At 64.5% G+C, this 22881-nt stretch carries 23 protein-coding genes and 2 pseudogenes; 15 read left to right on the top strand and 10 right to left on the bottom strand.

Annotated elements, in window-relative coordinates:
- The 4 genes from I6F17_RS13045 to flaF all read left to right on the top strand — a co-directional run.
- Window positions 1-580: flagellin (locus I6F17_RS13045; RefSeq protein ID WP_276573261.1), on the top strand; the 580-nt coding region annotated here is incomplete at its 5' end.
- A 329-nt stretch (window positions 581-909) separates the two neighbouring features.
- Window positions 910-3189 (top strand): DUF1522 domain-containing protein, encoded by a 2280-nt coding sequence (locus tag I6F17_RS13040; protein ID WP_225128817.1) that lies wholly within the window; start codon window positions 910-912, stop codon window positions 3187-3189.
- Between the two features lie 220 nt (window positions 3190-3409).
- Window positions 3410-5701 carry a DUF1522 domain-containing protein gene (locus tag I6F17_RS13035; protein ID WP_128264467.1) on the top strand — a complete coding sequence of 764 codons (2292 nt, stop codon included), beginning with the start codon at window positions 3410-3412 and terminating at the stop codon, window positions 5699-5701.
- A 294-nt stretch (window positions 5702-5995) separates the two neighbouring features.
- Entirely contained in the window at window positions 5996-6364 is a 369-nt protein-coding gene (gene flaF, locus I6F17_RS13030) for a flagellar biosynthesis regulator FlaF (protein WP_018642830.1), read from the top strand.
- 157 nt (window positions 6365-6521) lie between these two features.
- Here the strand turns inward: flaF and I6F17_RS13025 are convergent, their stop codons facing one another.
- From I6F17_RS13025 to I6F17_RS13010, 4 genes are all read right to left on the bottom strand, one after another.
- A complete protein-coding gene (locus I6F17_RS13025; RefSeq protein WP_036027927.1) occupies window positions 6522-6881 on the bottom strand; it encodes a hypothetical protein in 360 nt (119 codons plus the stop codon).
- Between the two features lie 158 nt (window positions 6882-7039).
- Window positions 7040-7537 (bottom strand): hypothetical protein, encoded by a 498-nt coding sequence (locus tag I6F17_RS13020; RefSeq protein ID WP_225128819.1) that lies wholly within the window; start codon window positions 7535-7537, stop codon window positions 7040-7042.
- Window positions 7538-7548: 11 nt separating this feature from the next.
- A complete protein-coding gene (gene flgJ, locus I6F17_RS13015; RefSeq protein WP_225128821.1) occupies window positions 7549-7917 on the bottom strand; it encodes a flagellar assembly peptidoglycan hydrolase FlgJ in 369 nt (122 codons plus the stop codon).
- Window positions 7917-9041, bottom strand: a complete 1125-nt coding sequence (locus tag I6F17_RS13010; RefSeq protein WP_036013113.1) for a flagellar basal body P-ring protein FlgI — start codon at window positions 9039-9041, stop codon at window positions 7917-7919. Before I6F17_RS13010 ends, flgJ begins: the two co-directional genes overlap by 1 nt.
- A gap of 283 nt (window positions 9042-9324) precedes the next feature.
- Here I6F17_RS13010 and I6F17_RS13005 point away from each other — a divergent pair, with 283 nt between their 5' ends.
- Window positions 9325-9738 (top strand): flagellar assembly protein FliX, encoded by a 414-nt coding sequence (locus tag I6F17_RS13005; RefSeq protein WP_036043758.1) that lies wholly within the window; start codon window positions 9325-9327, stop codon window positions 9736-9738.
- Between the two features lie 12 nt (window positions 9739-9750).
- On the opposite strand, the gene I6F17_RS13000 is transcribed toward I6F17_RS13005, so the two are convergent.
- The gene (locus tag I6F17_RS13000) at window positions 9751-10122 is read right to left on the bottom strand and encodes a helix-turn-helix domain-containing protein (protein WP_025037390.1); all 372 of its coding nucleotides are present in this window, start codon (window positions 10120-10122) and stop codon (window positions 9751-9753) included.
- 163 nt (window positions 10123-10285) lie between these two features.
- Between I6F17_RS13000 and I6F17_RS12995 the strand changes: the two genes are divergently transcribed.
- Together I6F17_RS12995 and dksA are read left to right on the top strand one after the other, a co-directional pair.
- Window positions 10286-10897, top strand: a complete 612-nt coding sequence (locus I6F17_RS12995) for an NAD(P)-dependent oxidoreductase (RefSeq protein ID WP_036043760.1) — start codon at window positions 10286-10288, stop codon at window positions 10895-10897.
- A 217-nt stretch (window positions 10898-11114) separates the two neighbouring features.
- On the top strand, window positions 11115-11480 hold the full coding sequence (gene dksA, locus I6F17_RS12990; RefSeq protein WP_085966600.1) for an RNA polymerase-binding protein DksA: 366 nt from the start codon (window positions 11115-11117) through the stop codon (window positions 11478-11480).
- A gap of 268 nt (window positions 11481-11748) precedes the next feature.
- Here dksA and I6F17_RS37935 read toward each other — a convergent pair.
- Window positions 11749-12037: pseudogene (locus I6F17_RS37935) on the bottom strand (helix-turn-helix domain-containing protein); the annotation flags it as partial.
- A gap of 16 nt (window positions 12038-12053) precedes the next feature.
- Here I6F17_RS37935 and I6F17_RS12980 point away from each other — a divergent pair.
- The 3 genes and pseudogenes from I6F17_RS12980 (at window position 12054) to I6F17_RS12970 (ending at window position 15167) form a co-directional block, all read left to right on the top strand.
- Window positions 12054-12654, top strand: a pseudogene (locus I6F17_RS12980) (NAD-dependent epimerase/dehydratase family protein).
- 83 nt (window positions 12655-12737) lie between these two features.
- Window positions 12738-13517: a fumarylacetoacetate hydrolase family protein gene (locus tag I6F17_RS12975; protein ID WP_036043766.1), complete on the top strand. Its 780-nt coding sequence runs from the start codon at window positions 12738-12740 to the stop codon at window positions 13515-13517.
- A 507-nt stretch (window positions 13518-14024) separates the two neighbouring features.
- Window positions 14025-15167 carry a PcfJ domain-containing protein gene (locus I6F17_RS12970; RefSeq protein WP_036043768.1) on the top strand — a complete coding sequence of 381 codons (1143 nt, stop codon included), beginning with the start codon at window positions 14025-14027 and terminating at the stop codon, window positions 15165-15167.
- Window positions 15168-15301: 134 nt separating this feature from the next.
- Here I6F17_RS12970 and flgH read toward each other — a convergent pair whose 3' ends face one another.
- Genes flgH through flgF form a run of 4 tightly spaced genes read right to left on the bottom strand, consistent with a single transcriptional unit; the run spans window position 15302 to window position 18778 of the window.
- Window positions 15302-16066, bottom strand: coding sequence for a flagellar basal body L-ring protein FlgH (gene flgH, locus I6F17_RS12965; protein WP_036043770.1), 765 nt, complete (start codon window positions 16064-16066; stop codon window positions 15302-15304).
- A 4-nt stretch (window positions 16067-16070) separates the two neighbouring features.
- Window positions 16071-17201, bottom strand: coding sequence for a flagellar basal body P-ring formation chaperone FlgA (gene flgA / locus I6F17_RS12960; RefSeq protein ID WP_225128823.1), 1131 nt, complete (start codon window positions 17199-17201; stop codon window positions 16071-16073).
- A 10-nt stretch (window positions 17202-17211) separates the two neighbouring features.
- Window positions 17212-18000 (bottom strand): flagellar basal-body rod protein FlgG, encoded by a 789-nt coding sequence (gene flgG / locus I6F17_RS12955; RefSeq protein WP_036013098.1) that lies wholly within the window; start codon window positions 17998-18000, stop codon window positions 17212-17214.
- Window positions 18001-18016: 16 nt separating this feature from the next.
- Window positions 18017-18778 carry a flagellar basal-body rod protein FlgF gene (gene flgF, locus I6F17_RS12950; protein ID WP_036043772.1) on the bottom strand — a complete coding sequence of 254 codons (762 nt, stop codon included), beginning with the start codon at window positions 18776-18778 and terminating at the stop codon, window positions 18017-18019.
- Between the two features lie 382 nt (window positions 18779-19160).
- Between flgF and fliL the strand changes: the two genes are divergently transcribed.
- From fliL to I6F17_RS12925, 5 genes are all read left to right on the top strand, one after another.
- Window positions 19161-19658: a flagellar basal body-associated protein FliL gene (gene fliL, locus I6F17_RS12945; RefSeq protein ID WP_225128825.1), complete on the top strand. Its 498-nt coding sequence runs from the start codon at window positions 19161-19163 to the stop codon at window positions 19656-19658.
- A 19-nt stretch (window positions 19659-19677) separates the two neighbouring features.
- On the top strand, window positions 19678-20880 hold the full coding sequence (fliM, locus tag I6F17_RS12940; protein ID WP_036027916.1) for a flagellar motor switch protein FliM: 1203 nt from the start codon (window positions 19678-19680) through the stop codon (window positions 20878-20880).
- Window positions 20877-21323, top strand: coding sequence for a DUF6468 domain-containing protein (locus I6F17_RS12935; RefSeq protein ID WP_057030304.1), 447 nt, complete (start codon window positions 20877-20879; stop codon window positions 21321-21323). Before fliM ends, I6F17_RS12935 begins: the two co-directional genes overlap by 4 nt.
- Window positions 21324-21332: 9 nt before the next feature.
- Window positions 21333-22094: a flagellar protein FlbB gene (locus tag I6F17_RS12930; protein ID WP_036013086.1), complete on the top strand. Its 762-nt coding sequence runs from the start codon at window positions 21333-21335 to the stop codon at window positions 22092-22094.
- Window positions 22095-22681: 587 nt separating this feature from the next.
- Entirely contained in the window at window positions 22682-22879 is a 198-nt protein-coding gene (locus I6F17_RS12925) for a hypothetical protein (RefSeq protein WP_074448248.1), read from the top strand.
- Window positions 22880-22881: the final 2 nt, after the last annotated feature.

Below are 22881 nucleotides of genomic sequence, written 5' to 3'. Positions count from 1 at the left end.
GATCGGCGGCACGCTGACCTCGTCGCTGACGTTCTCGACGGCTTCCAGCCCCGTCCAGGACGTCGTCGCGCAGACCTCGCGTGCCAATCTGGTGTCTCAGTTCAACAACATCCTGAACCAGATCGACTCGACCGCGCAGGACTCCTCGTTCAACGGCGTCAACCTCTTGAACGGCGACCAGCTCAAGCTGGTGTTCGACGAGACTGCAAAGTCGAGCCTCAGCATCACCGGCGTGACCTACAACTCCAAGGGTCTGGGCCTCGCCTCGCTGACCAGCGGTGTCGACTTCATCGACAACGCTGCCACCAACAAGGTGCTGACCAACCTAAACGCCGCCTCGAGCACGCTGCGCTCGCAGGCCTCGAGCCTCGGCTCGAACCTGACGATCGTGCAGGTTCGTCAGGACTTCAACAAGAACCTGATCAACGTGCTGCAGACCGGCTCGTCCAACCTGACGCTCGCCGATACCAACGTCGAGGCGGCCAACAGCCAGGCGCTGTCGACCCGTCAGTCGATCGCGGTCTCCGCGCTGTCGCTGGCCAACCAGTCGCAGCAGAGCGTGCTGCAGCTGCTCCGCTAAGTCGCGGACGACATCGCAAGACGATTACGGCGGCGGGGCTTCGGCCCCGCCGCTTTCTTTTTGTGCACTGTTCGGAGATTTCGAGAGAGCAGGCGCCGCTCGAAAAAGTAACCAGCGGTTATGGTTAATGGATCGTAGTCGCCAGGAATTGCCAATGATTTCAGATGGATTGCGCGCCGTGCGCGCACGGTCCGCCCGCTTATGGTGAACCGGCGCTTATGCGGGCTTCATGCGTTTCACCCTTTGTTAGCCATGTCACGGCACGCTGGCCCCGTCACTCGATCCGGAAGCGATCGAACGAAGACGCGTAAGCCAGAAGGGTAAGAGTCATGTCCGGTATTGTTCTCTCTGCGTCGGTTCGTCAGAACCTGCTCTCTCTCCAGTCCACCGCCGATCTTCTCGCCACCACACAGAACCGTCTGTCGACCGGCAAGAGCGTCAACTCGGCCCTGGACAATCCCACCAACTTCTTCACGGCCCAGTCGCTCGACAACCGCGCCAGCGACATCAACAATCTGCTCGATGGCATCGCCAACGGCGTGCAGGTGCTGCAGGCTGCCAACACCGGCCTGACCTCGCTGCAGAAGCTGATCGACAGCGCCAAGTCGATTGCCAACCAGGCGCTGCAGACCACGGTCGGTTACTCTACCAAGTCGAACGTTTCGACCACGATCGCCGGTGCGACGGCGGCGGACCTGCGCGGCACGACTTCGTTCGCCAGCGCGACGGCGAGCAGCAACGTGCTGTATAACGGCACCGCCGGCGGCACCACGGCCGCGAACGGCACCAGCACGCTCGGCGCCACCATCGGCGTCTTCGCCAGCACGGGCGCAACGGCCGGCGACGGCACCACGGCGCTGGGCGGCACCATGACCCTGATCGCCACCAACGGCACGACCGCGACCGGCCTCGCCGGCAACGCCCAGCCTGCCGACGGCGACACGCTGACCGTGAACGGCAAGACCATCACCTTCCGCAGCGGCTCGGCTCCGGGCGCGTCCTCCGTTCCGGCCGGCTCGGGCGTCAGCGGCAACATCGTCACCGACGGCAACGGCAACAGCACCGTCTATCTCGGCACCGCCGGCGCGCCGGCAGCGAACGTCAACGATCTGTTGAGCGCGATCGATCTGGCAAGCGGCGTCAAGACGGTCTCGATCACCTCGGGTGCGGCGACGATTGCCACGAGCAACGGCCAGACCGCTTCGACCGTCGCTGCGGGCGCCGTAACGCTGAGGAGCTCGACAGGTGCGGATCTGAGCGTCACCGGCAAGGCCGACCTGCTCAAGGCTCTCGCCCTGACGACGTCGACGGGTGCAGGCAACGCCACTGTCAACGTCAACCGGACCACGAGCGCGGCCTCGCTGGGTGCGACCATCACCGACGGTTCGACGCTGAACGTCAACGGTCACGTCATCACCTTCAAGAACGCGCCGGTTCCGGGCTCCACCGGTGCTCCCAGCGTTCCGAGCGGCTTCGGTGTCAACGGCAACGTCGTCACCGACGGCAATGGCAACTCTACCGTCTATCTGCAGTCCGGTACGGTCAACGACGTGCTGAAGGCGATCGACCTCGCCACCGGCGTGCAGACCGCGACCATCAGCGCCGCCGGCGTTGCCACGCTTGCGACGGCCACCGGCCAGTCCAACTCGACGATCAATACGTCCGGTCAGCTCAAGATCTCGACCGGCGTCAACGCTGATCTGTCGATCACCGGCACCGGCAATGCGCTGAACGTGTTCGGCCTCGCCGGCAACACCGGTAATGCGACCGCGTTCACCGCGGCACGCACCTCCGGTATCGGCGGCATCGCCGGCAAGACCCTGACCTTCACCTCCTTCAACGGCGGCACGGCGGTCAACGTCACCTTCGGCGACGGCACCAACGGCACGATCAAGACGCTCGATCAACTCAACACCAAGCTGCAGGCCAACAACCTGTCCGCAACGATCGACGCCAACGGCCTGCTGACCATCACCGCCTCCAACGACTATGCGTCCTCGACGCTCGGCTCGACGGCTGCCGGCGGTGCGATCGGCGGCACGCTCACCTCGGCCCTGACCTTCTCGACCGCTTCCACGCCCGTCCAGGATGGCGTTGCCCAGACGGCGCGTGCCAATCTGGTGACTCAGTTCAACAATATCCTCAACCAGATCGACACCACCGCGCAGGACTCCTCGTTCAACGGCGTCAACCTCTTGAACGGCGACCAGCTCAAGCTGGTGTTCGACGAGACCGCCAAGTCGAGCCTGAACATCACGGGCGTGACCTACAATTCCAAGGGTCTCGGCCTCGCCTCGCTGACGGTCGGCGTCGACTTCATCGACAACGCCGCCGCCAACCGGGTGCTGACCAACCTCAACGCCGCATCGAGCACGCTGCGCTCGCAGGCCTCGAGCCTCGGCTCGAACCTCTCGGTGGTGCAGATCCGTCAGGACTTCAACAAGAACCTGATCAACGTGCTGCAGACCGGCTCGTCCAACCTGACGCTGGCCGACACCAATGTTGAGGCGGCCAACAGCCAGGCGCTGTCGACCCGCCAGTCGATCGCGGTCTCGGCGCTGTCGCTGGCCAACACGTCGCAGCAGAGCGTGCTGCAGCTGCTCCGCTAACAAGCGGCTGAAATCACTGACTAAAATCGAGCGGCGGGGCCTTGGCCCCGCCGCTTTTTCTTTGCGTCCGGGGGCGGGCAGGGGCGTTCATCGGCGGTTAACCCTATCCCTTAAACCGCCGTTAACCATACTTTAAAGGACACCTCGTAAAACTGGACAAAAGGCCGGCTTTCCAGCCCGCGCGGCCGATTCGTATCCGGTTCAAGAGGAAGACTCGCCAATGTCCAACATCGTTCTCTCGGCGTCAGTTCGCCAGAACCTGTTGTCGCTGCAGTCGACGGCCGACTTGCTGGCCACGACGCAGGAGCGGCTGTCGACCGGCAAGAAGGTCAACACGGCGCTCGACAATCCCACCAACTTCTTCACGGCGCAGGGGCTGGACAACCGGGCGAGCGACATCAGCAACCTGCTCGACGGCATCAATAACGGCGTCCAGGTGTTGCAGGCCGCCAACACAGGCATCACCTCGCTGCAGAAACTGATCGACAGCGCCAAGTCGATCGCCAACCAGGCGCTGCAGACCACGGTCGGCTATTCAACCAAGTCGAACGTCTCCACCACGATTCCCGGCGCGACCCCGGCCGACCTGCGCGGCACGACCTCCTATGCGAGTGCGACCGCGAAGAGCAACGTGCTCTATACCGGCGCGGCCGGCGGCGTGACCCCGGTCACGGGAACTGCCGCACTCGGCGCCTCGCTCGGTTCGAGCGCCGGCACCTTCACAGGTACGGCCGCGCTCGCGGCCGACGGCACCACCGCGCTGTCCGGCACGGCGACGCTGGTCGGCACCACGGCATCGACCACCTTCGGCACGCCGCCCGCGGACGGCGACACCATCACGGTGAACGGCAAGACCATCACCTTCCGCACCGGCGTTGCTCCGAGCGCCCAGCCGACCGGCTGGGGCCTCGACGCCAGCGGGCACATCGCCACCGATGGCAACGGCAATTCGATCATTTATCAGGGAACGGCGGCGGCGCCCCTAGCGACCGTCAACGACGTCCTCACCGCCATCGACCTCGCCAGCGGCGTCAAGACCGCAACCATCAGCGCAGGCGCGGCGACATTCGCGGTCAGCGGCTCGGCCGGCCCTGTCGGCACGCTTCAGGTCGCATCCTCCATCACGGCGGGCGCGGTTACGTTGAAGAGCTCGACCGGCGCCGATCTGAGCGTGACGGGCAAGGCCGACTTCCTCAAAGCGCTCGGCCTGACCTCTGCGACCGGCGCGGGCAATGCCAACGTGACCGCGAACCGCTCGACGACCGCGGGTTCGCTCGGCACCCTGGTCCAGGACGGCTCGACGCTGAACATCGGCGGCAAGACCATCACCTTCAAGAACGCGCAGACGCCGCAATCGACAGCGAGCGTGGCCACCGGCTATGGCGTCAGCGGCAACGTCGTCACAGACGGCAACGGTAACTCGACGGTCTACATCCAGAGCGCGACGCTGACCGATCTGCTTAACGCGGTCGACCTCGCCACCGGCGTCAAGACCGCCAGCATCTTCAACGGCGCGGCAACCATCTCGACCACCGCGGGCCAGATCCCGTCGTCGGTCAACAGCAGCGGTCAGCTTGCGCTCTCGACCGGCATCAATGCCGACCTGTCGATCACCGGCACCGGCAATGCGCTCAGCGCCTTCGGCCTCAGCGGCAACACGGGAACGGCGACGGCCTTCACCGCGGCGCGCACTTCGGGCGTCGGCGGCATCAGCGGCAAGACCCTGACCTTCACCTCCTTCAACGGCGGCACGCCTGTCAACGTCACCTTCGGCGACGGCACCAACGGCACCGTCAAGACGCTTGACCAACTCAACGCGCAGCTTCAGGCCAATCACCTGACGGCCACGATCGATGCCAACGGCGTGCTCACGGTGACCACCGTCAATGAATACGCCTCTTCGACGCTCGGCTCGACGATCGCGGGCGGCGCGGTCGGCGGCACGATCACCGGCGTTCTCGCCTTCACCACCGCGCAGCCGCCGGTCCAGGATCCCGTGGCGCAGACCGCGCGCTCCAACCTGGTCAACCAGTTCAACAACATTCTGGCCCAGATCGACACGACCTCGCAGGACTCCTCCTTCAACGGCGTCAACCTGCTCAATGGCGACACGCTGAAGCTGGTCTTCAACGAGACCGGCAGCTCCACGCTGAGCATCAACGGCGTGGTGTTCAATGCGGCGGGCCTCGGTCTCAGCAATCTCGTCAACGGCGTCGATTTCATCGACAACGGTGCCACCAACAGGGTGTTGGCCAGCCTGAACGCGGCCTCGAGCACGTTGCGTTCGCAAGGCTCCACGCTCGGTTCGAACCTGTCGATCGTGCAGGTGCGTCAGGACTTCTCCAAGAACCTGATCAACGTGCTGCAGACCGGCTCAGCCAACCTGACGCTTGCCGACACCAATGAGGAAGCGGCGAACAGCCAGGCGCTGTCGACGCGCCAGTCGATCGCGGTCTCCGCGCTGTCGCTGGCCAACCAGTCGCAACAGAGCGTGCTGCAGCTGCTCCGCTAATTCCGCAGCGCAACTTCGCTATTCGAGATTACGCGGCGGAGCTGATGCTCCGCCGTTCTTTTGAGGAAGATCGCTAAGACGAGATTAGCCGAGATCGACGCGCATCACGCCAGGCGAGTTTACATCGTGCGTGCGTAGATCTAGCGTTGCGCTGACGAAGGACTCCGTGCCCCGTAATTCTGCGGAGTACTTCCAAGCACGATACGTAAGCAAATCTTAAGCGGTGCTGCCTAGGGTTGGGAAAGAAATCCTTAAGCGCGTACAACGCGCTAGGTAACCTCCAGGGTGTGATTGATGTCGAATTCCGCTGCCTCGGCTTATGCGCGTGTTGCAACCACCACCGCATCTCCTCGCGACATCGAGGCGCAGACTCTGCTCAAGGCCGCCAACAAGCTCCAGGACGCGGTGAACAACGCCGATCCGCTCAGCGAGCAGACCATGCAGGCCCTGATGTTCAACCGCAAGCTCTGGACCATCTTCCTGAGCGAGGCGATGCGCGACAGCAATCCGCAGCCGATCGACGTCCGGCAGAAGATCGCCAACATCAGCGTGTTCGTGTTGAGCCAGACCGCCGCGCTGCAGATGAGCCCGCAGTTCGATCACTTCCGTCCGCTGATCGAGATCAACCGCAATATCGCGGCAGGGCTGTCCGGACGGCCGTGACGGAATTCGTGATGGTCGCATCACGAGCACATCGGCGAAACTCGCAATTTAGGCAGGAGCTGATCGCGGCCAGTGGTCTTGCCTCGGCACGCGAACTCCGCGCTGACCGATGACGGCCAGACGCAGAGCAGAAACATCGGCATCGATCGCGTGATCGTTAGGCGCTGAGATCCGTGCTGAGCGGACGCGAGGGCTCGGACTTCATGTCCAGTGCGTGGAAATAGGCACGCCGGCGGAGCATCGCCTCGTCAGGGAACTGGTTCACCACCGTGTCGGTCTTGTCGTTGACGACCTGAAAGACGAAGGACGCGGCCGCCTGGTCGAACACGACCTGGCGCGAGATGTTCTCGTGGTTCGGCAAATCATTGCGCACCGGCGCGCTCGTATCGCTCGCGGCGACCGTTTGTCTCACCGGAAGATCAGTTTGCACAGCCTCGTTCGCCGCCGAATTCGACGTCGGTACGATCTGCACGGGGGCCGGGATCCCCACCGGCCTGATGCTGAAATCTGTACTCATGGCAGCCTCCTGGTTGCCTTACGTGAGTCAAATCCCAACCCCTCTAATCACGCAAGCATGGAACACCAGGACTGAACACCCGGTAAGGAAACGTGCCTAACCGCGCGACGCCATCGCCGCGCGGTTTTTCCTAAAATTGTCGGTTGTTCTTGTGCTGCTCAGAGCGAGCGGCTGACCGCAAGCGGCGTTATATGGCGCGGACCTGGCGCTGCGCTGCGCCCGGCGGCGGTATAGGTGTTCGGCACGTTGCGCTTCTGGATCTCGGCGTTGACGCCGCGCACGACGCTTTCGGAAACCGCGTGCGCGGTCGCGAGCACGGTGAGATTGACCTGGAGCATCGCGCGGAACGAATCGTGATGGCGATGCAGCGTCGAGAGCAGCTCCGGCGCGGACTTCGCGAGCTGGTCCTGGTTTGCCTTCAGCTGGCCGACTGCGCTGACGTAGCTGCGCGACAATTCCTGCTTCTTGCCCTCGAGCGTCATCGCCTCGCGGACCTTGCCGGCGCGGACGAGCTCTGTCTCGCGCTCGATCAATCCGAGCAGGGCGCTCATCGCGTCCATTAGGCCTTCGGCGAGCTTGCGCGCCTCGCTGCTGACGGGCGCGCTGCCCGGGCGCTGGGCCTGCATCGGCTGACGTGAGGCGTTGAAATGGTTCATCTCGTTTGACCTTATGCCGTGCGGATCGTTTTCGCCTGCTGCAGGATGAGGGTACGGTAGACGTCGCTGGCGATGCCGACGCCGCCGGCCTGGGCGAAGTTCTTGGAATATTGCTCGGTCAGCATCGAGCGCCATACGCCGGTGCCGGGCGTGTCGCCGAACGGGCCTTCGCCTTTCAGGCCCGAGGTCATCTGCGCGAACATGCTGTTGAGGAACATTGCCTCGAAGTCGGTGGCGGTCTTCTGGGCCTTGGCCTGTTGCTGCGGCGAGACCTTTTGCAGCGCGGCGGCGAGCTCGAAGTCCGGCCGGCCGTTCCGGCTCTCGACCGAGAAGGCCGAACTGGCGGCGAGGCGCGGGGTGTTGATCGCGCTGGTCTGCATCACATCACCTCGATGTCGGCTTCGATGGCGCCGGCGGCCTTGATCGCCTGGAGGATGCTGATCATGTCGCGGGGGCCGATGCCGAGGCCGTTGAGGCCGTCGACGAGCTGCTGGAGCGAGACGCCGTCCTTGACGAGCGCCAGCTTCTTGCCGTCCTCGGTGACGGTGACGCTGCTGCGCGGCGCGACCACGGTGCGGCCGCGTGACAGCGGATTGGGCTGGCTCACCTGCGGGCTCTCGGAGATGGTGACCGTGAGGTTGCCCTGCGCCACCGCGACGGTGGCGACGCGGACGTCGCGGCCCATCACGATGATGCCGCTGCGTTCGTCGATGACGATCTTGGCGGCGAGATCAGGGTCGACCTGGAGCTGCTCGATCTCGGTAAGGAAAGCGACGACGTTGCCCTTGAACTCGGGCGGGATCGACAGCTGCACCGTCGAGGGATCGATCGGCTCGGCGGTCTTGACGCCGAGATAGTCGTTGATTGCGGCCGCGATGCGCTTGGCCGTCGTGAAGTCGGGGTTGCGCAGCGCCAGGCGGACGTTCGGCAGCCGGTTGAGCGCGAACTCGATCTCGCGCTCGATGATGGCGCCGTTGGCGATGCGTCCCACCGTCGGCACGCCGCGCACGATCTTGGCCGCCTCGCCCTCGGCCTGGAAGCCGGAGATCGCGAGCGAGCCCTGCGCCACCGCATAGACGTTGCCGTCGGCGCCGAGCAGGGGGGTGACCAGCAGGGTGCCGCCCTGGAGGTTCTTGGCGTCGCCGAGCGCGGACACCGTGACGTCCATGCGCGTGCCCTGAGTGGCGAAGGCCGGCAGGTTACCCGTGACCATGACGGCGGCGACGTTGCCGGTGCGAATGGTGGCGCCGCGGATATTGACGCCCATGCGCTCGAGCATCGCCTGCAGCGACTGCTTGGTGAAGGGGATGTTGTTGAGCGTGTCGCCGGTGCCGTTGAGGCCGACGACGAGGCCATAACCGATGAGCTGGTTCTGCCGCACGCCCTCGATATTGGCGAGGTCCTTGATGCGCGAGGTCGCCGCCGCCGTGGTGACCGACAGCGCCAGCGCCGACAGCGCGGCGCAGGCCAACCCAACAATCCTCACCCAACGAACGCCTGGCATCTCTGCTCCCCAAGGCCCCTAGAAAAGGCTCCTCAAATCGGACAGGACTTGCACGACACTCCCATGACGAGCTGGTCCGGCGCTTTCCTTGCGAGCGCTGTGCCAACGCCTGATGGCGAGGTAGGTGGCTGAATAGCTTGAATAAATCTGTTGCGACCGCTGTCAGCACTGGTTCGCCCTGAGGAGCGAAACTGCCGGCTGTCGGCAGATTTTGCCGGGCCGTTTACGCACCGTTAACCATAAGACAGCGAAGGTGAGGCATCGATCACCCGGATTCTTTCCGATGCGCATCTACGGACCGAACGGTACGACGCTTGGCACGCCGGCCAGCCAGGCCAAGCGGACGGGCTCCGGCAGTTTCGTGCTGCCCGACACCTCATCGGCGCAGGAGACGCGGAGCGCTGCCGCACCGAAGGCGGCCGCCAACATCGATGCGCTGCTAGCGTTGCAGGGTGTCGAGGAGGATCCGGTCGAGCGCCGCAAGCGCTCGGTCGCCCGCGGCAGGACTGCGCTGGACGTGCTCGACGATCTCAAGATGGGCCTGTTGTCCGGCAACCTCGACGCCTCGACCGTGATGCGGCTGCGTGATGCGGCGGCCAACCTGAAATCGTCCTCAGGCGATGCCGGTCTCGATGCGGTGCTCTCCGAGATCGAGCTGCGGGTCGAGGTCGAACTGGCGAAGGCCGGGCAGGCGTAGTCACGGAGGCTCTTACGCCGCTTCCTCCTTCAACTGCGCATCATAGCGGCGCTGGGCGGCGAGCACGTCTTTCAGATTCTGCTCGGCCCAATCGCGTAAGGGATCCACAGCCGCCGCCAGTGTCAGGCCGAGCTGGGTGATCGAATATTCCACCGTCACTGGCACGGTCGCGATGGCGCGGCGCCTGATCAGGCCGTCGCGTTCGAGCGACTTGAGCACCTGGCTCAGCATCTTCTGCGAGATGCCTTCAATCGTGCGGCGCAACTGATTGAAGCGCATCGGCTCCTCGCGCAGGAGCAAGAGGATCAGCACCGCCCATTTGTCGCCGACGCGATCGAGGATTTGGCGGGTGGGGCAGTTCGCTGCGTAGACGTCGGGTTTCATCGTCGGTTCTCGGGCATCCATACCGTTGCTTGGGGTCCGCGTGCCGGTTGTAGGCGATCAGTTACCTCTGCGTAATCAGGTAAGCACAAAGTGCTCTCTTAACACCAGCATTCTTTGCGATATCTAGTTTCCGTCAGTTACCAAAGAAGCAAAGGAGCCTTCCATGAAAATCGCAGTCGCCGGCGCCTCGGGCCGGGCAGGGTCGGAAATCACCAAGGAACTGTCCCGCCGCGGCCACACGGTCACGGCCATCGCCCGGAACCCGGAAAAGATTGCGACCCTGCCGAACGTCACGCCAACCAAGGGGGATGTGCTGGACCAGGCGGGCCTCACCAAGCTGTGGGCCGGTCACGACGTCGCCGTGAGTTCCGTGCACTTCCTGGCCAGTGATCCACTTAAGCTGATCAGCGCGGCGAAGGACTCCAAGGTCGGTCGCTACCTCGTGGTGGGCGGCGCCGGGAGCCTCGAGGTTGCCCCGGGCGTGAAGCTGGTCACGACTCCCAATTTTCCGGCCCAATACAAGGCCGAAGCGGAGGCGGGCTCGGCCTTCCTAGACCTGCTGCGGCAGGAAAAGGACCTGAACTGGACCTTCATCTCACCCTCGGCGCTGTTCGAGGAGGGGGAGCGCACCGGCAAGTTCCGGCTCGGGACCGACCAGCTTCTCGCAGATGCGAACGGCAAGAGCTGGATCACCTTCGCCGACTACGCCATTGCGCTCGCCGACGAGATCGAAAAGCCGGCCCACCTGACGCAGCGCTTCACGGTCGGCTATTAAGGACCGCCAGCCGCCCGCAAGCCCTTAAGGATAAACCTTCCTGTGCAAGGGCTTGGGGGCGCGGACCGGGCGGTGAGGGAAATATTGTCTGTCACGGGAGGCCACTATATAAGGCCCGGCTCAACGGACCCCGGTCCGTCCGCGAGTCGTTACTTAAGAAGATAGGCCTCCCTTGGAAAAGTTGAAAAACTACCGACCGACCGACAAAGAGCCTTTCATGAACGACCGGCAGAAGGAGTACTTCCGTTTGAAGCTCCTCGCCTGGAAGGATGAGATCCTCAAAGAATCCAAGCTCACCCTGCAGGCTCTGCAGGAGGAGAACGTGAACCACCCCGATCTCGCCGATCGGGCCTCGTCCGAAACCGACCGTGCCATCGAACTCCGCGCCCGCGACCGCCAGCGCAAATTGATCGCCAAGATCGATGCCGCGCTCCAGCGTATCGAGGACAACACCTACGGATATTGCGAGGAAACCGGCGAGCCGATCTCGTTGAAGCGGCTCGAGGCCCGGCCTATCGCGACGCTCTCGGTGGAAGCGCAGGAGCGCCACGAGAAACGCGAGAAGGTCTATCGCGACGAATAAGGTCCGAGCCGCAGAGATGCGGCTCTTTGTTTTTGGAAGCAAGGCGCGCCACTTCGCGCCGTGCCCGGCATATTGCCCGTGGCTTGCCGTCGCTCCCACCATGGCGACAGCGCGATCGCGAAAAGTGAATCGCGATCAACGGGCTAGACCGGATTGCTCCGAGCTCACGTGAGTTCGGATGAGAAACAGCCTTCACTTCAGGTGCGGGAGATTTTGCGAGTCGCATCAACGAGATCGACTCTGAAGTTGAGGCGCTGATCCAGCTGCATCAAGCATCGCTGCAATCAGGCCTGCTGCGACGTATCGCGAGACGGGCATCCCCATAAAGCCTGGACCAGCTCAATATTTCCTTAAACGCCGGCCACAGGCCGTAGGCCGCATCGGTCAGCTCGTACTCGACCCTCAACGGCCGTTACGCGAAGACAGTGCGCGACACGATGCCGTCCTGCTCGAGCTCGCGCAGCTGCGTCGTCAGCATTGCTGGGTGATGCCGCCGATCGACGCAAGGCGCCGAAACGAACCGCGCCGTTCATCAGCGCAAACAGGATCTCCAGCTTGAGGGGAATGCGGGTCATGAGCACTGTTCTGGTCACCGGCGGGTCGGGCTTCGTCGGCATCCATGTCGTCCTGCAACTTCTGGCCGCTGGCCATGCCGTGCGAACGACGGTGCGCCGGCCGGAGCGCCAGGCCGATGTGCCGCGGGCATTTTCGGGTCCGTGCTGGGGCCGGACTTTTCCGGCTCGATCGAGATCGTCAGATCGCTGCTCGACGGCGCCATGCGCCGGCCGTGCCGCGGGTCTATTTCGGCGTGGTCGACGTCCGCGACGTCGCCGAGCTGCACCTGCGGGCGATGACTGCGCCGGAGGCGAAAGGCGAGCGTTTCATCGCGATCTCCGGCGAGACCATGTCGATCCTCGACATCGCCCGCGTGCTGCGGCGGGAACTCGGGCCGCGGGCGCGCCGGGTTCCGCGGCTCCAGGCCCCGGACTGGCTGGTGCGGCTGGCCGCGCGCCGGATTCCGCTGCTGCGTGCGGTCGTGCCGATGCTCGGAAAGGTCAGGCATTCCACCAGCGCCAAGGCCGAGTCGCTGCTCGGCTAGCAGGCGCGCTCCAATGAGGAGGCGATCCTTGAGACCGCCGAGAGCCTGATCCGGCTCGGCTTCATGAAGGGGTGAGGGCACGCCACCTGCGCTTGTCAGGCCGGAGCGGGGATGCTGAAGTGCCGTCCTTCGACTGCGTAGCGTGGGAGGCGGCGCCGATGGACAAGATTCTCGAAGCCGCAAAGGCGATCGCGCTGGCGCGCCGCAACCACGCCCCGCTCGCGGCGCTGGAGCGGCCCCCTGCGGACGAAGCCGAGGGCTATCAGGTCCAGCGCACCCTGCACGATCTGCTGCTGCCGCATGTCGGCCCGCTCGTCGGCTACAAGATCGGCTGCACCAGCCAGGTGATGCAGGACTATATCGGCATCCCGCACCCTTGCGGCGGCGGCGTGTTCCAGAAGGGCGTCCATGACAGCGGCGCCAAGCTCGCCGCCTCCAATTATGTCCGCGTCGGCGTCGAATGCGAGATCGCGGTGCGGCTGAAGCGGGACCTTGCCGCCGGCGAAGCGCCGTTCACGGCCGAATGGGTCGGCGAGGCGGTCGAGTCCTACCACCCCGCGATCGAGATCGTCGACGACCGCTACGTGAAATGGGAGACGATGGGCGCGCCGACCTTGATCGCCGACGATTTCTTCGCCGCCGGCTGCGTGCTGGGCCCATCGGTCCCGCGCTCGTCGGTGCCGGACCTCAAGGCGGTCAAGGGCCGCGCCATCGTCAACGGCGAGGAGGTCAGCCACGGCACCGGTGCCGACGTGCTCGGCCATCCCCACAACGCGCTCGCCTGGCTCGCCAACCATCTCGCCGCCGAGGGCAAGGGGTTGCACGCAGGGCAGCTCGTGCTCACCGGCAGCCTGGTGAAGACGCTGTGGCTGAAAGCCGGCGACAAGGTGCGGATGGAGCTGGACGGGCTCGGCGTGGTGGAGGCAGAGTTTACGTGAGGGGCATTGGTCCTCTCCGCAGTCATTCCCCGCAAAGGCGGGGAATCCAGTACGCCGCGCAGAATCGATTTAACCACTGACGTCTCGGAATACTGGATCGTCCGCCTTCGCGGACGATGACGGGGCACACGCTTCTGCTTTCATTTTTCCGACGTTGCGAGGAGCCCTCGCGACGAAGCAATCCAGGCTGTCTCCGTTGAGGGATTCTGGATTGCTTCCGCCTTCGCCAAGGCTTCGGCGGACAAGTCGCTGCGCTCGCAATGACGGAGTGTGTTGTCGCGGCGTTGCAATAATGTCGCGGACCTGCCTCGCAGTACGCAGTTTCTGACACATCCCGACAAAGGCATCTTGCGCCCGCCGGCAATCGGGTCTATGAGCCCCGTCCCATTCAACCTGCGCGTTCAAAATTGAGGAGACCAGCCGTGAGTACTTTGTGGCGATCGACACATTCCGTGCCGACGCTCTCAGTGCGTCCGGCTGACAGTCATCCAATCATGTTGAACGACAATGGCACAGTCATTGATTCAGCGCCGGCGGGACGCCGAGCGCACGCGGGTTGAAGCCTACGAGCTGTCGCTGCGGCACGTGTCGCAGCGGACGCGTCCTCCACCGGATTTCGAGAACGCGATCAAAGAGGCCAGGCGTGGCTTCGAGGCGGACATCCTTCGCGATGCTTCGGCATGGAAGCCGCAGCTGAAAACTCGCGACGCCGCGCGTCTTCGTCTTGGCGCCGCCCGCTATCTCTTTGCGCGCTATCCTGTCGCTGAGCATCTGGAGCAGATCTGGATCGACAGCGCGGGACTGAGCCGCGACGAGATCATGTTGCGCAAGCGATGGTATGTCGTGGCGGCCGGCGGCGATTCGCTCTACGCCGCCGGTGCGGCCGAATGGCTGTCTCGCAAGGAGGTCCATGCCTTCCTCAATCCGTTGGGGAAGGTCGGCTTCGAGGCTGCGATCTGGCAGGCGATTGCGCGTTCCTATGCGACCGATCCCGCTGTTGCGATGCGGATCGCGCGCACCAGGATCACGCAGCAGCGCGCTCAGCATCGCTTCTGGCGCGAGGTGGTGCGCTTCTTCTGCGCGTATGCCACCACGGTCGAGGACATGGATGACTTCCATGACTACCTCGCCGATTGCCACCGGCGTGATCCAGAGTACACCCTCAAGGGGCGTTCACTGATCTCGCTTGGGCGGCAGATGCGCGAATGGCATCGCGATCTCGATGCGATTGCTCGTATCGAGGCCGCACGAAACCGTGCGCGGGGGCTGGCAGCAGGCCCCGAGCAGAGCGAGGACCGTTGGCCCGGTGCAGCGATCGCGGATTGGTCATGGACAAAGTCGTCCAAGGACCGCGCCAAGCGCGAAGAATATGTTGTGATCCAGTTGAGGACGGCAGCCGATCTCGTGGCTGAGACGCGCAGCATGCGTCACTGCGTCGCCACTTACGCGACAAAGTGCATTGCCGGGCATGCCTCGATCTGGTCACTCCGTCGCCGTGCCTCGGGTGACGTCCAGCGGCTGCTGACCATCGAGCTTGATACCCGTTCCCGGGCGGTTCAGGTGCGTGGGTTTGCGAACCGTCCGCCGTTTGCCGAGGAGTGCAAGATCCTCCAGCGATGGGCGCAAGCACGCGGGATCATGCTGCTGTGAGAGAAGCCTGCGCCGCTTCGGCGGCGCAGGCAAAATACATGCGGCCCTCGCCAGGGGAGCTAGCGAGGGCCGCGTAGTACATCGTCGTTCGCGCCTTTAGTTCGCGAGCACGATGTGGGAGCTCTTGAAGGGGCTTAGAAGGGCAGCAGCACGTCCATGACCTGCTGGCCGTAGCGCGGCTGCTGCACGTCGGTGATCTGGCCGCGGCCGCCATAGGCGATGCGGGCCTGGGCGATCTTGGTGGAGTCGATGGTGTTGTCGCTCTGGATGTCTTCGGGGCGGACGATGCCGGCGACGATCAGCTCGCGAATTTCGAAGTTGACGCGGATCTCCTGCTTGCCTTCGACCACCAAATTGCCGTTCGGCAGCACCTGGGTCACCACCGCGGCGACGTTGGTCTGCAGGGCTTCCTTGCGGTCGACGCTGCCCTTGCCCTCGCTCGAGGAGGTCGAGTCGGCGGTCAGGATGCGGCCGGGGAGGATCTTGTTGGCCTGGGTGATCGTCTGGGAGCCGATGAAGTCCGTGATCCCGGAATCTTCCTTGTTGCTGCGGCTGCGCGAGGTGTCGTTCTCGATGTTGGCCTTGTCGGTGATGTTCACGGCCACCGTCAGGAGATCGCCGACCTGGCGGGCGCGCTGGTCCTTGAAGAAGGCGCGGCTGCCGTTGCGCCACAGCGAGTTCGGATTGTAGGAGGCGACCTCGGGCTTGGGCATCGGCATCTGCACCGGCTTGTAGCCGGGCTGCGTCGTCGGGTTGTCGATCGCCGACAGCTTCGGCTGCTCGCCGATCTGCGACAGGCGGTCGATCGAGGAGCAGCCGCTCGCCAAGGCGCAAATTGCAAGCAGCAGGGCAGAGATCGCGATGCGACGAAGGCGGGAAACCGAACTGAACGTGGACATGAATCTACTCTGACTTGGCTGGAGCTTGCGAGAGGCGAACTTGCGGAATCTGGGCTTGGGCGATCTCGGCTGCGGACGAGGGGGCCTGGACCAGGCTCTGCGCCAGGGCAGCGGCCGCCGGCACGGCGTCGCGCTTGACCGACGAGGTCTGCTCGACCGCCGGCGCCATCGGCGCGGACTGGCTGGCGCCCTGCACCGTGACCTGGCCGCGGCCGGTGACGATTCCGGTCAGCGTGCGCTTGGAATGCAGATTGAGCACGCTGACAGTGTCGCCCTCGGCGCCGCTCTCGATTGCCTTGCCGCGCGTGGTGAGATAGAGGCCGGGCACCTGGTAGATGATGGTGACAGCCTGGTCGCGCACCACGAAGTCGGGCCTGACGAGGTCGGCGGCGCGGATCGGCGTGCCCGCGCGCATTGCTCGGCGCAGCTGCATGCCGATGCTGCGGTCGCGCGAGGCAGGCTCGCCGGCGACCTCAGCCTTCGGCCGGCGCTCCAACGACAGGTCGGAGGATTTCAGGAGATCGGCGCGGTCGATGTCGCGGGTCAGCACGGCCACCTCCACCGTCTCGATCGCGGTGCCGGTGAAGCGCAGCTTGGTCGGCGCGGCGTTGCCGTCGTTGGCGATCTCGAAGGCGATGTCGAAACGGCCGCTGCGGGCATCATAGCGGGTTGCGACCGGCTGCAGCGCGCCGCTGTTGGAGGCGTCCAGCCGCATCTCGGCGACGCTGCGGTCGAAGGTGACAGTGATGTTGGCGGCGTCTCCGAGGCCGAAGCGGCGCTCGAGCGCGCCGGCGACCGCGTTCTCGATATCCTTGCTCGCGAGCGTGCGAGCGAGGCGGGTGACCTGGACCTCCTTGATGTCCCCGGTCATGACGCCGATCACCTGTTTGGCCCGCAGCACCGACAGCACCTGGCCGACCGTCAGCGTGCCGGTGGTGCCGAGATCGGGCGAGCGGTAGACCGGGATCAGCGCGGCCGATCCGGCGTTGTCGATGAGATCGCCGATCCGCACCACGTCCGAGGTCACCGTGACGCTTGCGCGCAGCGTCGGCGCGGCGATGAAATCGTTGGCGGCTGCTGCCGGCAAAGCCAGCGCGACAAGAGTGGAGATGGCGGCGAGGGTGGCGCGGATCATCGTCATCACCTCAGCGGAACAGCGCCGTGGTCGATTGCATCATCTGGTCGGCGGCGCTGATCACCTTGGCGTTCATCTCGTAGGCGCGCTGGGCGGCGATCAGGTCGCTCATCTCCGAGACGACATCGACATTGGCCTGCTCGAGGCTGCCTTGCGTGAGCTTGCCGTAACCTTCGGTGTTCGCGGTGCCGTCCTGCGGCGCGCCGGACGAGGGCGTCTCGGTGAACTGGTTGTTGCCGACCGGCTGCAGGCCCGCCTTGTTGATGAAGCGCGTGACGCCGATCTGGCCGACGATCGAGGAGGTGGTTGAGCCCGGCAACGTCACCGAGACCTGGCCCTGCTCGCTCACGGAGATGCCCGAGGCGTTGTTGGGAATGGTGATGGTGGGCTGCACCGGATTGCCCTGCGCGGTGACGACGCGGCCCTGATTGTCCATCTGGAAGGTGCCGTCGCGGGTGTACTGGAAGGTGCCGTCGGGCATCAGGATCTTGAAGAAGCCCTCGCCCGAGATGGCGAGGTCGAGGTCGTTGCCGGTCTGCGACAGCGTGCCTTGCGTCATGCTGCGCGGCGTGCCGACGGTCTTGACGCCGCCGCCGATGTCGACGCCGACCGGCAGGATGGTGCCCTGGTCCGACGACTGGGCGCCGACGCGGCGGACGTGCTCGTAGATCAGGTCCTGGAACGCCGCCGTCTGCTTCTTGAAGCCGGTGGTGCGCAGGTTGGCGATGTTGTTGGAGATCACCTGAACGTTGAGTTCCTGTGCCGCCATTCCGGTCGCTGCGGTGTGAAGCGCCTGCATCTCAGTTCTCCTTCAATCAGGCCGGAACGTCGGCGAGCTTCTCGATCGCCGATTTGTGGAGGTCGCTCTGCTGCTGCAGCAGGTTGGCGACCGCGGCGTAGCTGCGCATCACCTCGACCATGCGGGTCATCTCGCCGACCGCATTCACGTTCGACTTCTCGACATAGCCCTGCTGCAGGGTGGACTTGGTGTCGGGCTGCTGGTTCGCCGAGCCGGCGGCATAGAGATTGGCGCCGAGCTTGGTCAGCTTGGCCGGATCGTCGAACGACACCATGCGGATCTTGCCGCGGATCGAGTCGGTCCGCGCCGTGCCCTCGAGCACCGTGACAGTGCCGTCGGGCGCGACGTTGATGTCGTGGTCGGTCGGCTGAAAGGTGATCGGGCCGGCATTGCCGAGCACGAGATTGCCGTCGGCGGTGACGAGCTGGCCGGTGCTGTTGAGCGAGAACTTGCCGTCGCGGGTATAAAACTCGCCGCCGTTGGCCTGCACAGCGAAATAGGCGCCGCCGTTGATCGCCATGTCGAGCGGATTGTTGGTCGGCTCCAGCGGCCCCTGGCCGATGTTGCGGAAGGTGCCGCGGTCCTGGACATAGGAGACCCGGCGGTCGCGGCCGATGAAATTGTCCTCACGCGCGCTCGAGTTCAGATACTCCTCGAACAGCGAATGGTCGGACTTGAAGCCGTTGGTGTTGGCATTGGCGACGTTGTTGGCGATGACATCCATCTGCCGTTCCAACGTCATCTGCCGTGACAAGCCGATCAGACGCGCGTTCTGCATCGGAAATCTCCCCTGAGCGGATCTGCCATTTCGCTCTCCCAAGCGCCTTGGCGGACCCTGTGGCCGAGACCGTCGGGCTCTCCCAAGCCGTGAGGTCTCGGGCCTGTCTCAGCGAAAGCCGTGCCAATCAGGAAAATCACGTAACTTCAATGTGTTGGCGACTTTCGAGGGGCGCGAGCAGGCGGCAGAAAGGTTCTGTTAGCCATGTTTGCCCGGCAGATTTTTCCTAGCGGCGGCCAATCGAAAGATTCCGTTAACCATTATTACCGTAGCGTTTGCGCATCAGAGGAGCGCATTGCGCTGGGGCATTCGTATCGCGTCATTGTCTGCCAGGAGGCTTCGCTCTTTCGACCCCTTTGAGAGATGAACGGGCGCGGCAACCATGGCAGAGAATGAGGAAGGCGGCACAGCCGCTGATGGCGCGGAAGCCGCTCCGCCGAAGAACAAGCTCAAGCTCATCATCATGGTCGTCGGTGCGCTGGCCGTGCTCGGCGGCGGCGCCGCGACCTGGTTCTTCTTCTTCCGCCATGGCGAGAGCGAGCATCATGCCGAGGCCGCGCCGCCGCCGAAGCCGCCGGCTTTCGTCGACGTCCCCGACCTGATGGTCAACCTCGCCGGTTCGCCCGGCGAGCGCGTGCAATATCTGCGGCTGAAGATCGTGCTGGAGCTGAAGGAAGAGAAGCAGATCGAGGCGATCAAGCCGACGATGCCGCGCGTCACCGACATCTTCCAGACCTATGTGCGCGAGCTGCGCCCGTCCGACCTCAACGGTTCGGCCGGCATCTTCCGCCTCAAGGAGGAGCTGACCAAGCGCGTCAACGCGGCGGTCGCCCCGATCCAGGTCAGCGCCGTGCTGTTCAAGGAAGTCGTGGTCCAGTGAGCATGACGGACTAGGGATCATGGCGGGCAACGACCAAGTCGACCAGGATGCAATTGCCGCCCAGTGGGAGGCCTCGCTCGACAGCGAGGATCCCGCCGAGGCGGCAAAGGCTGCTGCCGAGAACGAGCTATCGGAGACCATGGCCCTGCAATGGGCCGCCATGGTCGAGGACGGCAGCCGCGATCTCGGCACCGGCAAGAATTCCGGCGAGCGGGTGCTGTCCCAGGAGGAGATCGACAATCTCCTCGGCTTCACCGTCGGCGACGTCACGCTCGACGACCATTCCGGCATCCGCGCGATCATCGATTCGGCGATGGTCTCCTACGAGCGCCTGCCGATGCTCGAAATCGTCTTCGACCGCCTGGTGCGGTTGATGACGACCTCCTTGCGCAATTTCACCTCCGACAACGTCGAAGTCTCGCTCGACCGCATCACCTCGGTGCGCTTCGGCGATTACATGAACTCGATCCCGCTGCCCGCCGTCCTCACCGTCTTCAAGGCCGAGGAGTGGGAGAACTTCGGCATGGCGACGGTCGATTCCAACCTGATCTATTCGATGATCGACGTGCTGCTCGGCGGCCGCCGCGGCACCAGCCAGCTGCGCATCGAGGGCCGGCCCTACACCACGATCGAGACCGAGCTGGTCAAGCGGCTGGTCGAGGTGGTGCTGGCCGACGCCGAGCAGGCGTTCCGGCCGCTGTCGCCGGTGACCTTCTCGATCGACCGGCTCGAGACCAATCCGCGTTTCGCCGCGATCAGCCGTCCCGCCAACGCCGCAATCCTGGTGCGCCTGCGCATCGACATGGAAGACCGCGGCGGCAATATCGAGCTGCTGCTGCCTTACGCGACCATCGAGCCGATCCGGGGCGTCCTGCTCCAGATGTTCATGGGCGAAAAGTTCGGCCGCGACCCGGTCTGGGAGGGCCACTTCGCCACCGAGATTGTGCAGGCCGAGATCGCCGTCGACGCCGTGCTCTACGAGGCCGACATTCCGCTCAAGCAGCTGATGCGGCTCAAGGTGGGCGACACGCTGCCGCTCGACATGCGCGCCGACGCCAACGTCACCGTGCGTTGCGGCGACGTCACGCTGACCGAGGGGCGGATGGGCCGGGTCGGCGACCGCGTCGCGATCCGTGTGACGAAACCCTTGCGCAAGCCAAGTACGACACTTGCGATGTTCGAGAAGGTGGACGAGCAGAACAAGATGATGGAGGCCCCATGAACCACTCCCTGGGAATGGCGATCGAGACGTTGGTGGCTATCCTGCTGATGCTGACGATCGTCTACTGCGTCACGCTCAACAAGCGCTTGAGGCGGCTGAAGGCGGACGAGCATTCGCTGAAGGCCGTCATCGCCGAGCTGATCACCGCGACCGAGATCGCCGAGCGCGCGATCGGCGGGCTGAAGCTCGCCGTGCGCGACGTCAACGAGAACCTCGGCAGCCAGCTCGCCGCCGCGACGCAGATGTCGGATCAGCTCTACAAGCAGCTCGGTGAGGCCGACAACGTGGTGCGGCGCCTGTCCAAGATCGCGATCGCCGCGCGCCCCGTCACCAATCCGGAGACGGTCGCCGCGCCCGCGGCCAAGCCGTCGTCCGCGAAGGCAGTGGCGGCGGCCGCCGAAGCCTTCTCCGAGCGCCGACGATCCAACGGCCTTGCCGCATGAAGCCTGGGTATGAAGTCATTTCGTAACATCCGCGTCATTCCCGTCGTCCTGGTCGCCGTCGCCGGCCTCGCCACGCTGAAGGTGGCGGGCCTTGCGATCAACGGCGGCTATGTCTTCGACTACAAGCCGAACCAGGGCAAGAAATCCTGGGCGGAAGAGAACCTGAATTTCCCGACCGGCCGCGAGGATCCCGACATCACCGGCTCGACCCCTGCGCCGAAGGAAGCACCCAAGCCAGCAGCGCCCGAGACCAAGATGGAGGGTGGCACCGTCGTCAAGATCGACGAGGGCCAGCCGCAGGTCTCGGCCGCGGAGCGCGCGATCCTGGAACGGTTGCAGGCGCGGCGGCAGGAGATCGAGGCGCGGCAGCGTGAGATCGACATCCGCGAAAGCCTGCTCAAGTCGGCCGAGAAGCGCATCGAGACCAAGGTCGAGGAGATGAAGGCGGTGGAAACCCGCATCTCCGCGACCCAGGCCGAGCAGAAGGCCGCCGAAGCCCAGCGCATGAAGGGCCTCGTGACCATGTACGAGGGCATGAAGCCCAAGGATGCCGCGCGGGTGTTCGACCGGCTCGAAATGGGCGTGCTGATCGAGATCGCCTCGGCGATCGCGCCGCGCAAGATGTCGGACATCCTGGGCCTGATGTCATCGGAAGCCGCCGAGCGGCTGACCGTCGAGATGGCCCGCCGCGCCAATGGCGGCGGCGATCAGTCCGCCTCGGCCGGCGAATTGCCCAAGATCGACGGCAAGCCGACGCAAAAGCCGAATTGAGGGCTCGAGGAGAAGCGCGCTTTCAATCCGCGCGCTGTCGACTGAAGCCCAGAGAAATGCCTCGTGCGCCTAATTCGCGAAGGCCTGTTGCACCCTGCGAACAGGCGGGCGCAACTGCTGCTCCATCTGGGCGAGGATATTGACCTGCTGCTTGATCAGCGCCGCCTTTGAGACGCGGGTCACGAGCTGCAGGGTGCTGTGGCAACAGGCGCATTCATATGTCTTCAGGGCATATCCTCTGGCAATCGGGACGATCGCGACGACCGCTCTTGCTCTGCTACACACAATGCAACCGGCTTCTCCGCTCATTGATTACCCCCAGAGCTAACCAATGCGATTTGCATCGCCGAGATTCACATCTGATTCAGAGTCGCGCGCGAACCGCAACGAGCCGAAGGTTGTGAGTGCGCGCGCTCAGCAACCCGTCAAGGTGGAAATCAGAATCCCGTGGCGGATGCAGCCGGAGCAGGCGGCATCCTCCGGGACTGCGATGACTTGACGCGCGCAGGTGTGAAGTGGCGTACAGTGGTGCTCAAGGCGCCGTCCTACGCTTCGGTCATTCGCAGTCGGCAGCGCAGGAGGAGGCCATGAACTACTCGTCCGCAGCAGAACGCGTCATCGAGGCCGTCAACCGGATGCTCATAGCGGCGATGACATCCGCATGGACATCGGCGCTAAGCCATCAGCATGCCGCGCCGCCGGATGGCGAGGCCGGCAACGATGATCAATCTTCTCTTGGCGAAGAGAGCTCCTCGGCGCCCGATGGCGCCGGCACGCAACACTGAAG

The sequence above is a fragment of the Bradyrhizobium sp. NBAIM18 genome (assembly GCF_020193825.1).
GTDB classification, from domain to species: Bacteria; Pseudomonadota; Alphaproteobacteria; order Rhizobiales; family Xanthobacteraceae; genus Bradyrhizobium; species Bradyrhizobium yuanmingense.
The sequence above is the reverse complement of the archived record's forward strand: the minus strand, read 5'-3'. Positions and strand labels throughout refer to the sequence as shown.

Coding starts and splice junctions, on each gene's coding strand:
- I6F17_RS13005 (WP_036043758.1), top strand. CDS start 9,325: ATGCGCATCTACGGACCGAACGGTACGACGCTTGGCACGCCGGCCAGC.
- flgJ (WP_225128821.1), bottom strand. CDS start 7,917: ATGCAGACCAGCGCGATCAACACCCCGCGCCTCGCCGCCAGTTCGGCC.
- dksA (WP_085966600.1), top strand. CDS start 11,115: ATGAACGACCGGCAGAAGGAGTACTTCCGTTTGAAGCTCCTCGCCTGG.
- fliL (WP_225128825.1), top strand. CDS start 19,161: ATGGCAGAGAATGAGGAAGGCGGCACAGCCGCTGATGGCGCGGAAGCC.
- I6F17_RS12925 (WP_074448248.1), top strand. CDS start 22,682: ATGAACTACTCGTCCGCAGCAGAACGCGTCATCGAGGCCGTCAACCGG.
- flgA (WP_225128823.1), bottom strand. CDS start 17,201: ATGATCCGCGCCACCCTCGCCGCCATCTCCACTCTTGTCGCGCTGGCT.
- I6F17_RS12930 (WP_036013086.1), top strand. CDS start 21,333: ATGAAGTCATTTCGTAACATCCGCGTCATTCCCGTCGTCCTGGTCGCC.
- I6F17_RS12975 (WP_036043766.1), top strand. CDS start 12,738: ATGGACAAGATTCTCGAAGCCGCAAAGGCGATCGCGCTGGCGCGCCGC.
- fliM (WP_036027916.1), top strand. CDS start 19,678: ATGGCGGGCAACGACCAAGTCGACCAGGATGCAATTGCCGCCCAGTGG.
- I6F17_RS12935 (WP_057030304.1), top strand. CDS start 20,877: ATGAACCACTCCCTGGGAATGGCGATCGAGACGTTGGTGGCTATCCTG.
- I6F17_RS13025 (WP_036027927.1), bottom strand. CDS start 6,881: ATGAGTACAGATTTCAGCATCAGGCCGGTGGGGATCCCGGCCCCCGTG.
- flgH (WP_036043770.1), bottom strand. CDS start 16,066: ATGTCCACGTTCAGTTCGGTTTCCCGCCTTCGTCGCATCGCGATCTCT.
- I6F17_RS13000 (WP_025037390.1), bottom strand. CDS start 10,122: ATGAAACCCGACGTCTACGCAGCGAACTGCCCCACCCGCCAAATCCTC.
- I6F17_RS12995 (WP_036043760.1), top strand. CDS start 10,286: ATGAAAATCGCAGTCGCCGGCGCCTCGGGCCGGGCAGGGTCGGAAATC.
- flgF (WP_036043772.1), bottom strand. CDS start 18,778: ATGCAGAACGCGCGTCTGATCGGCTTGTCACGGCAGATGACGTTGGAA.
- flgG (WP_036013098.1), bottom strand. CDS start 18,000: ATGCAGGCGCTTCACACCGCAGCGACCGGAATGGCGGCACAGGAACTC.
- I6F17_RS13010 (WP_036013113.1), bottom strand. CDS start 9,041: ATGCCAGGCGTTCGTTGGGTGAGGATTGTTGGGTTGGCCTGCGCCGCG.
- I6F17_RS13035 (WP_128264467.1), top strand. CDS start 3,410: ATGTCCAACATCGTTCTCTCGGCGTCAGTTCGCCAGAACCTGTTGTCG.
- I6F17_RS13040 (WP_225128817.1), top strand. CDS start 910: ATGTCCGGTATTGTTCTCTCTGCGTCGGTTCGTCAGAACCTGCTCTCT.
- flaF (WP_018642830.1), top strand. CDS start 5,996: ATGTCGAATTCCGCTGCCTCGGCTTATGCGCGTGTTGCAACCACCACC.
- I6F17_RS12970 (WP_036043768.1), top strand. CDS start 14,025: ATGGCACAGTCATTGATTCAGCGCCGGCGGGACGCCGAGCGCACGCGG.
- I6F17_RS13020 (WP_225128819.1), bottom strand. CDS start 7,537: ATGAACCATTTCAACGCCTCACGTCAGCCGATGCAGGCCCAGCGCCCG.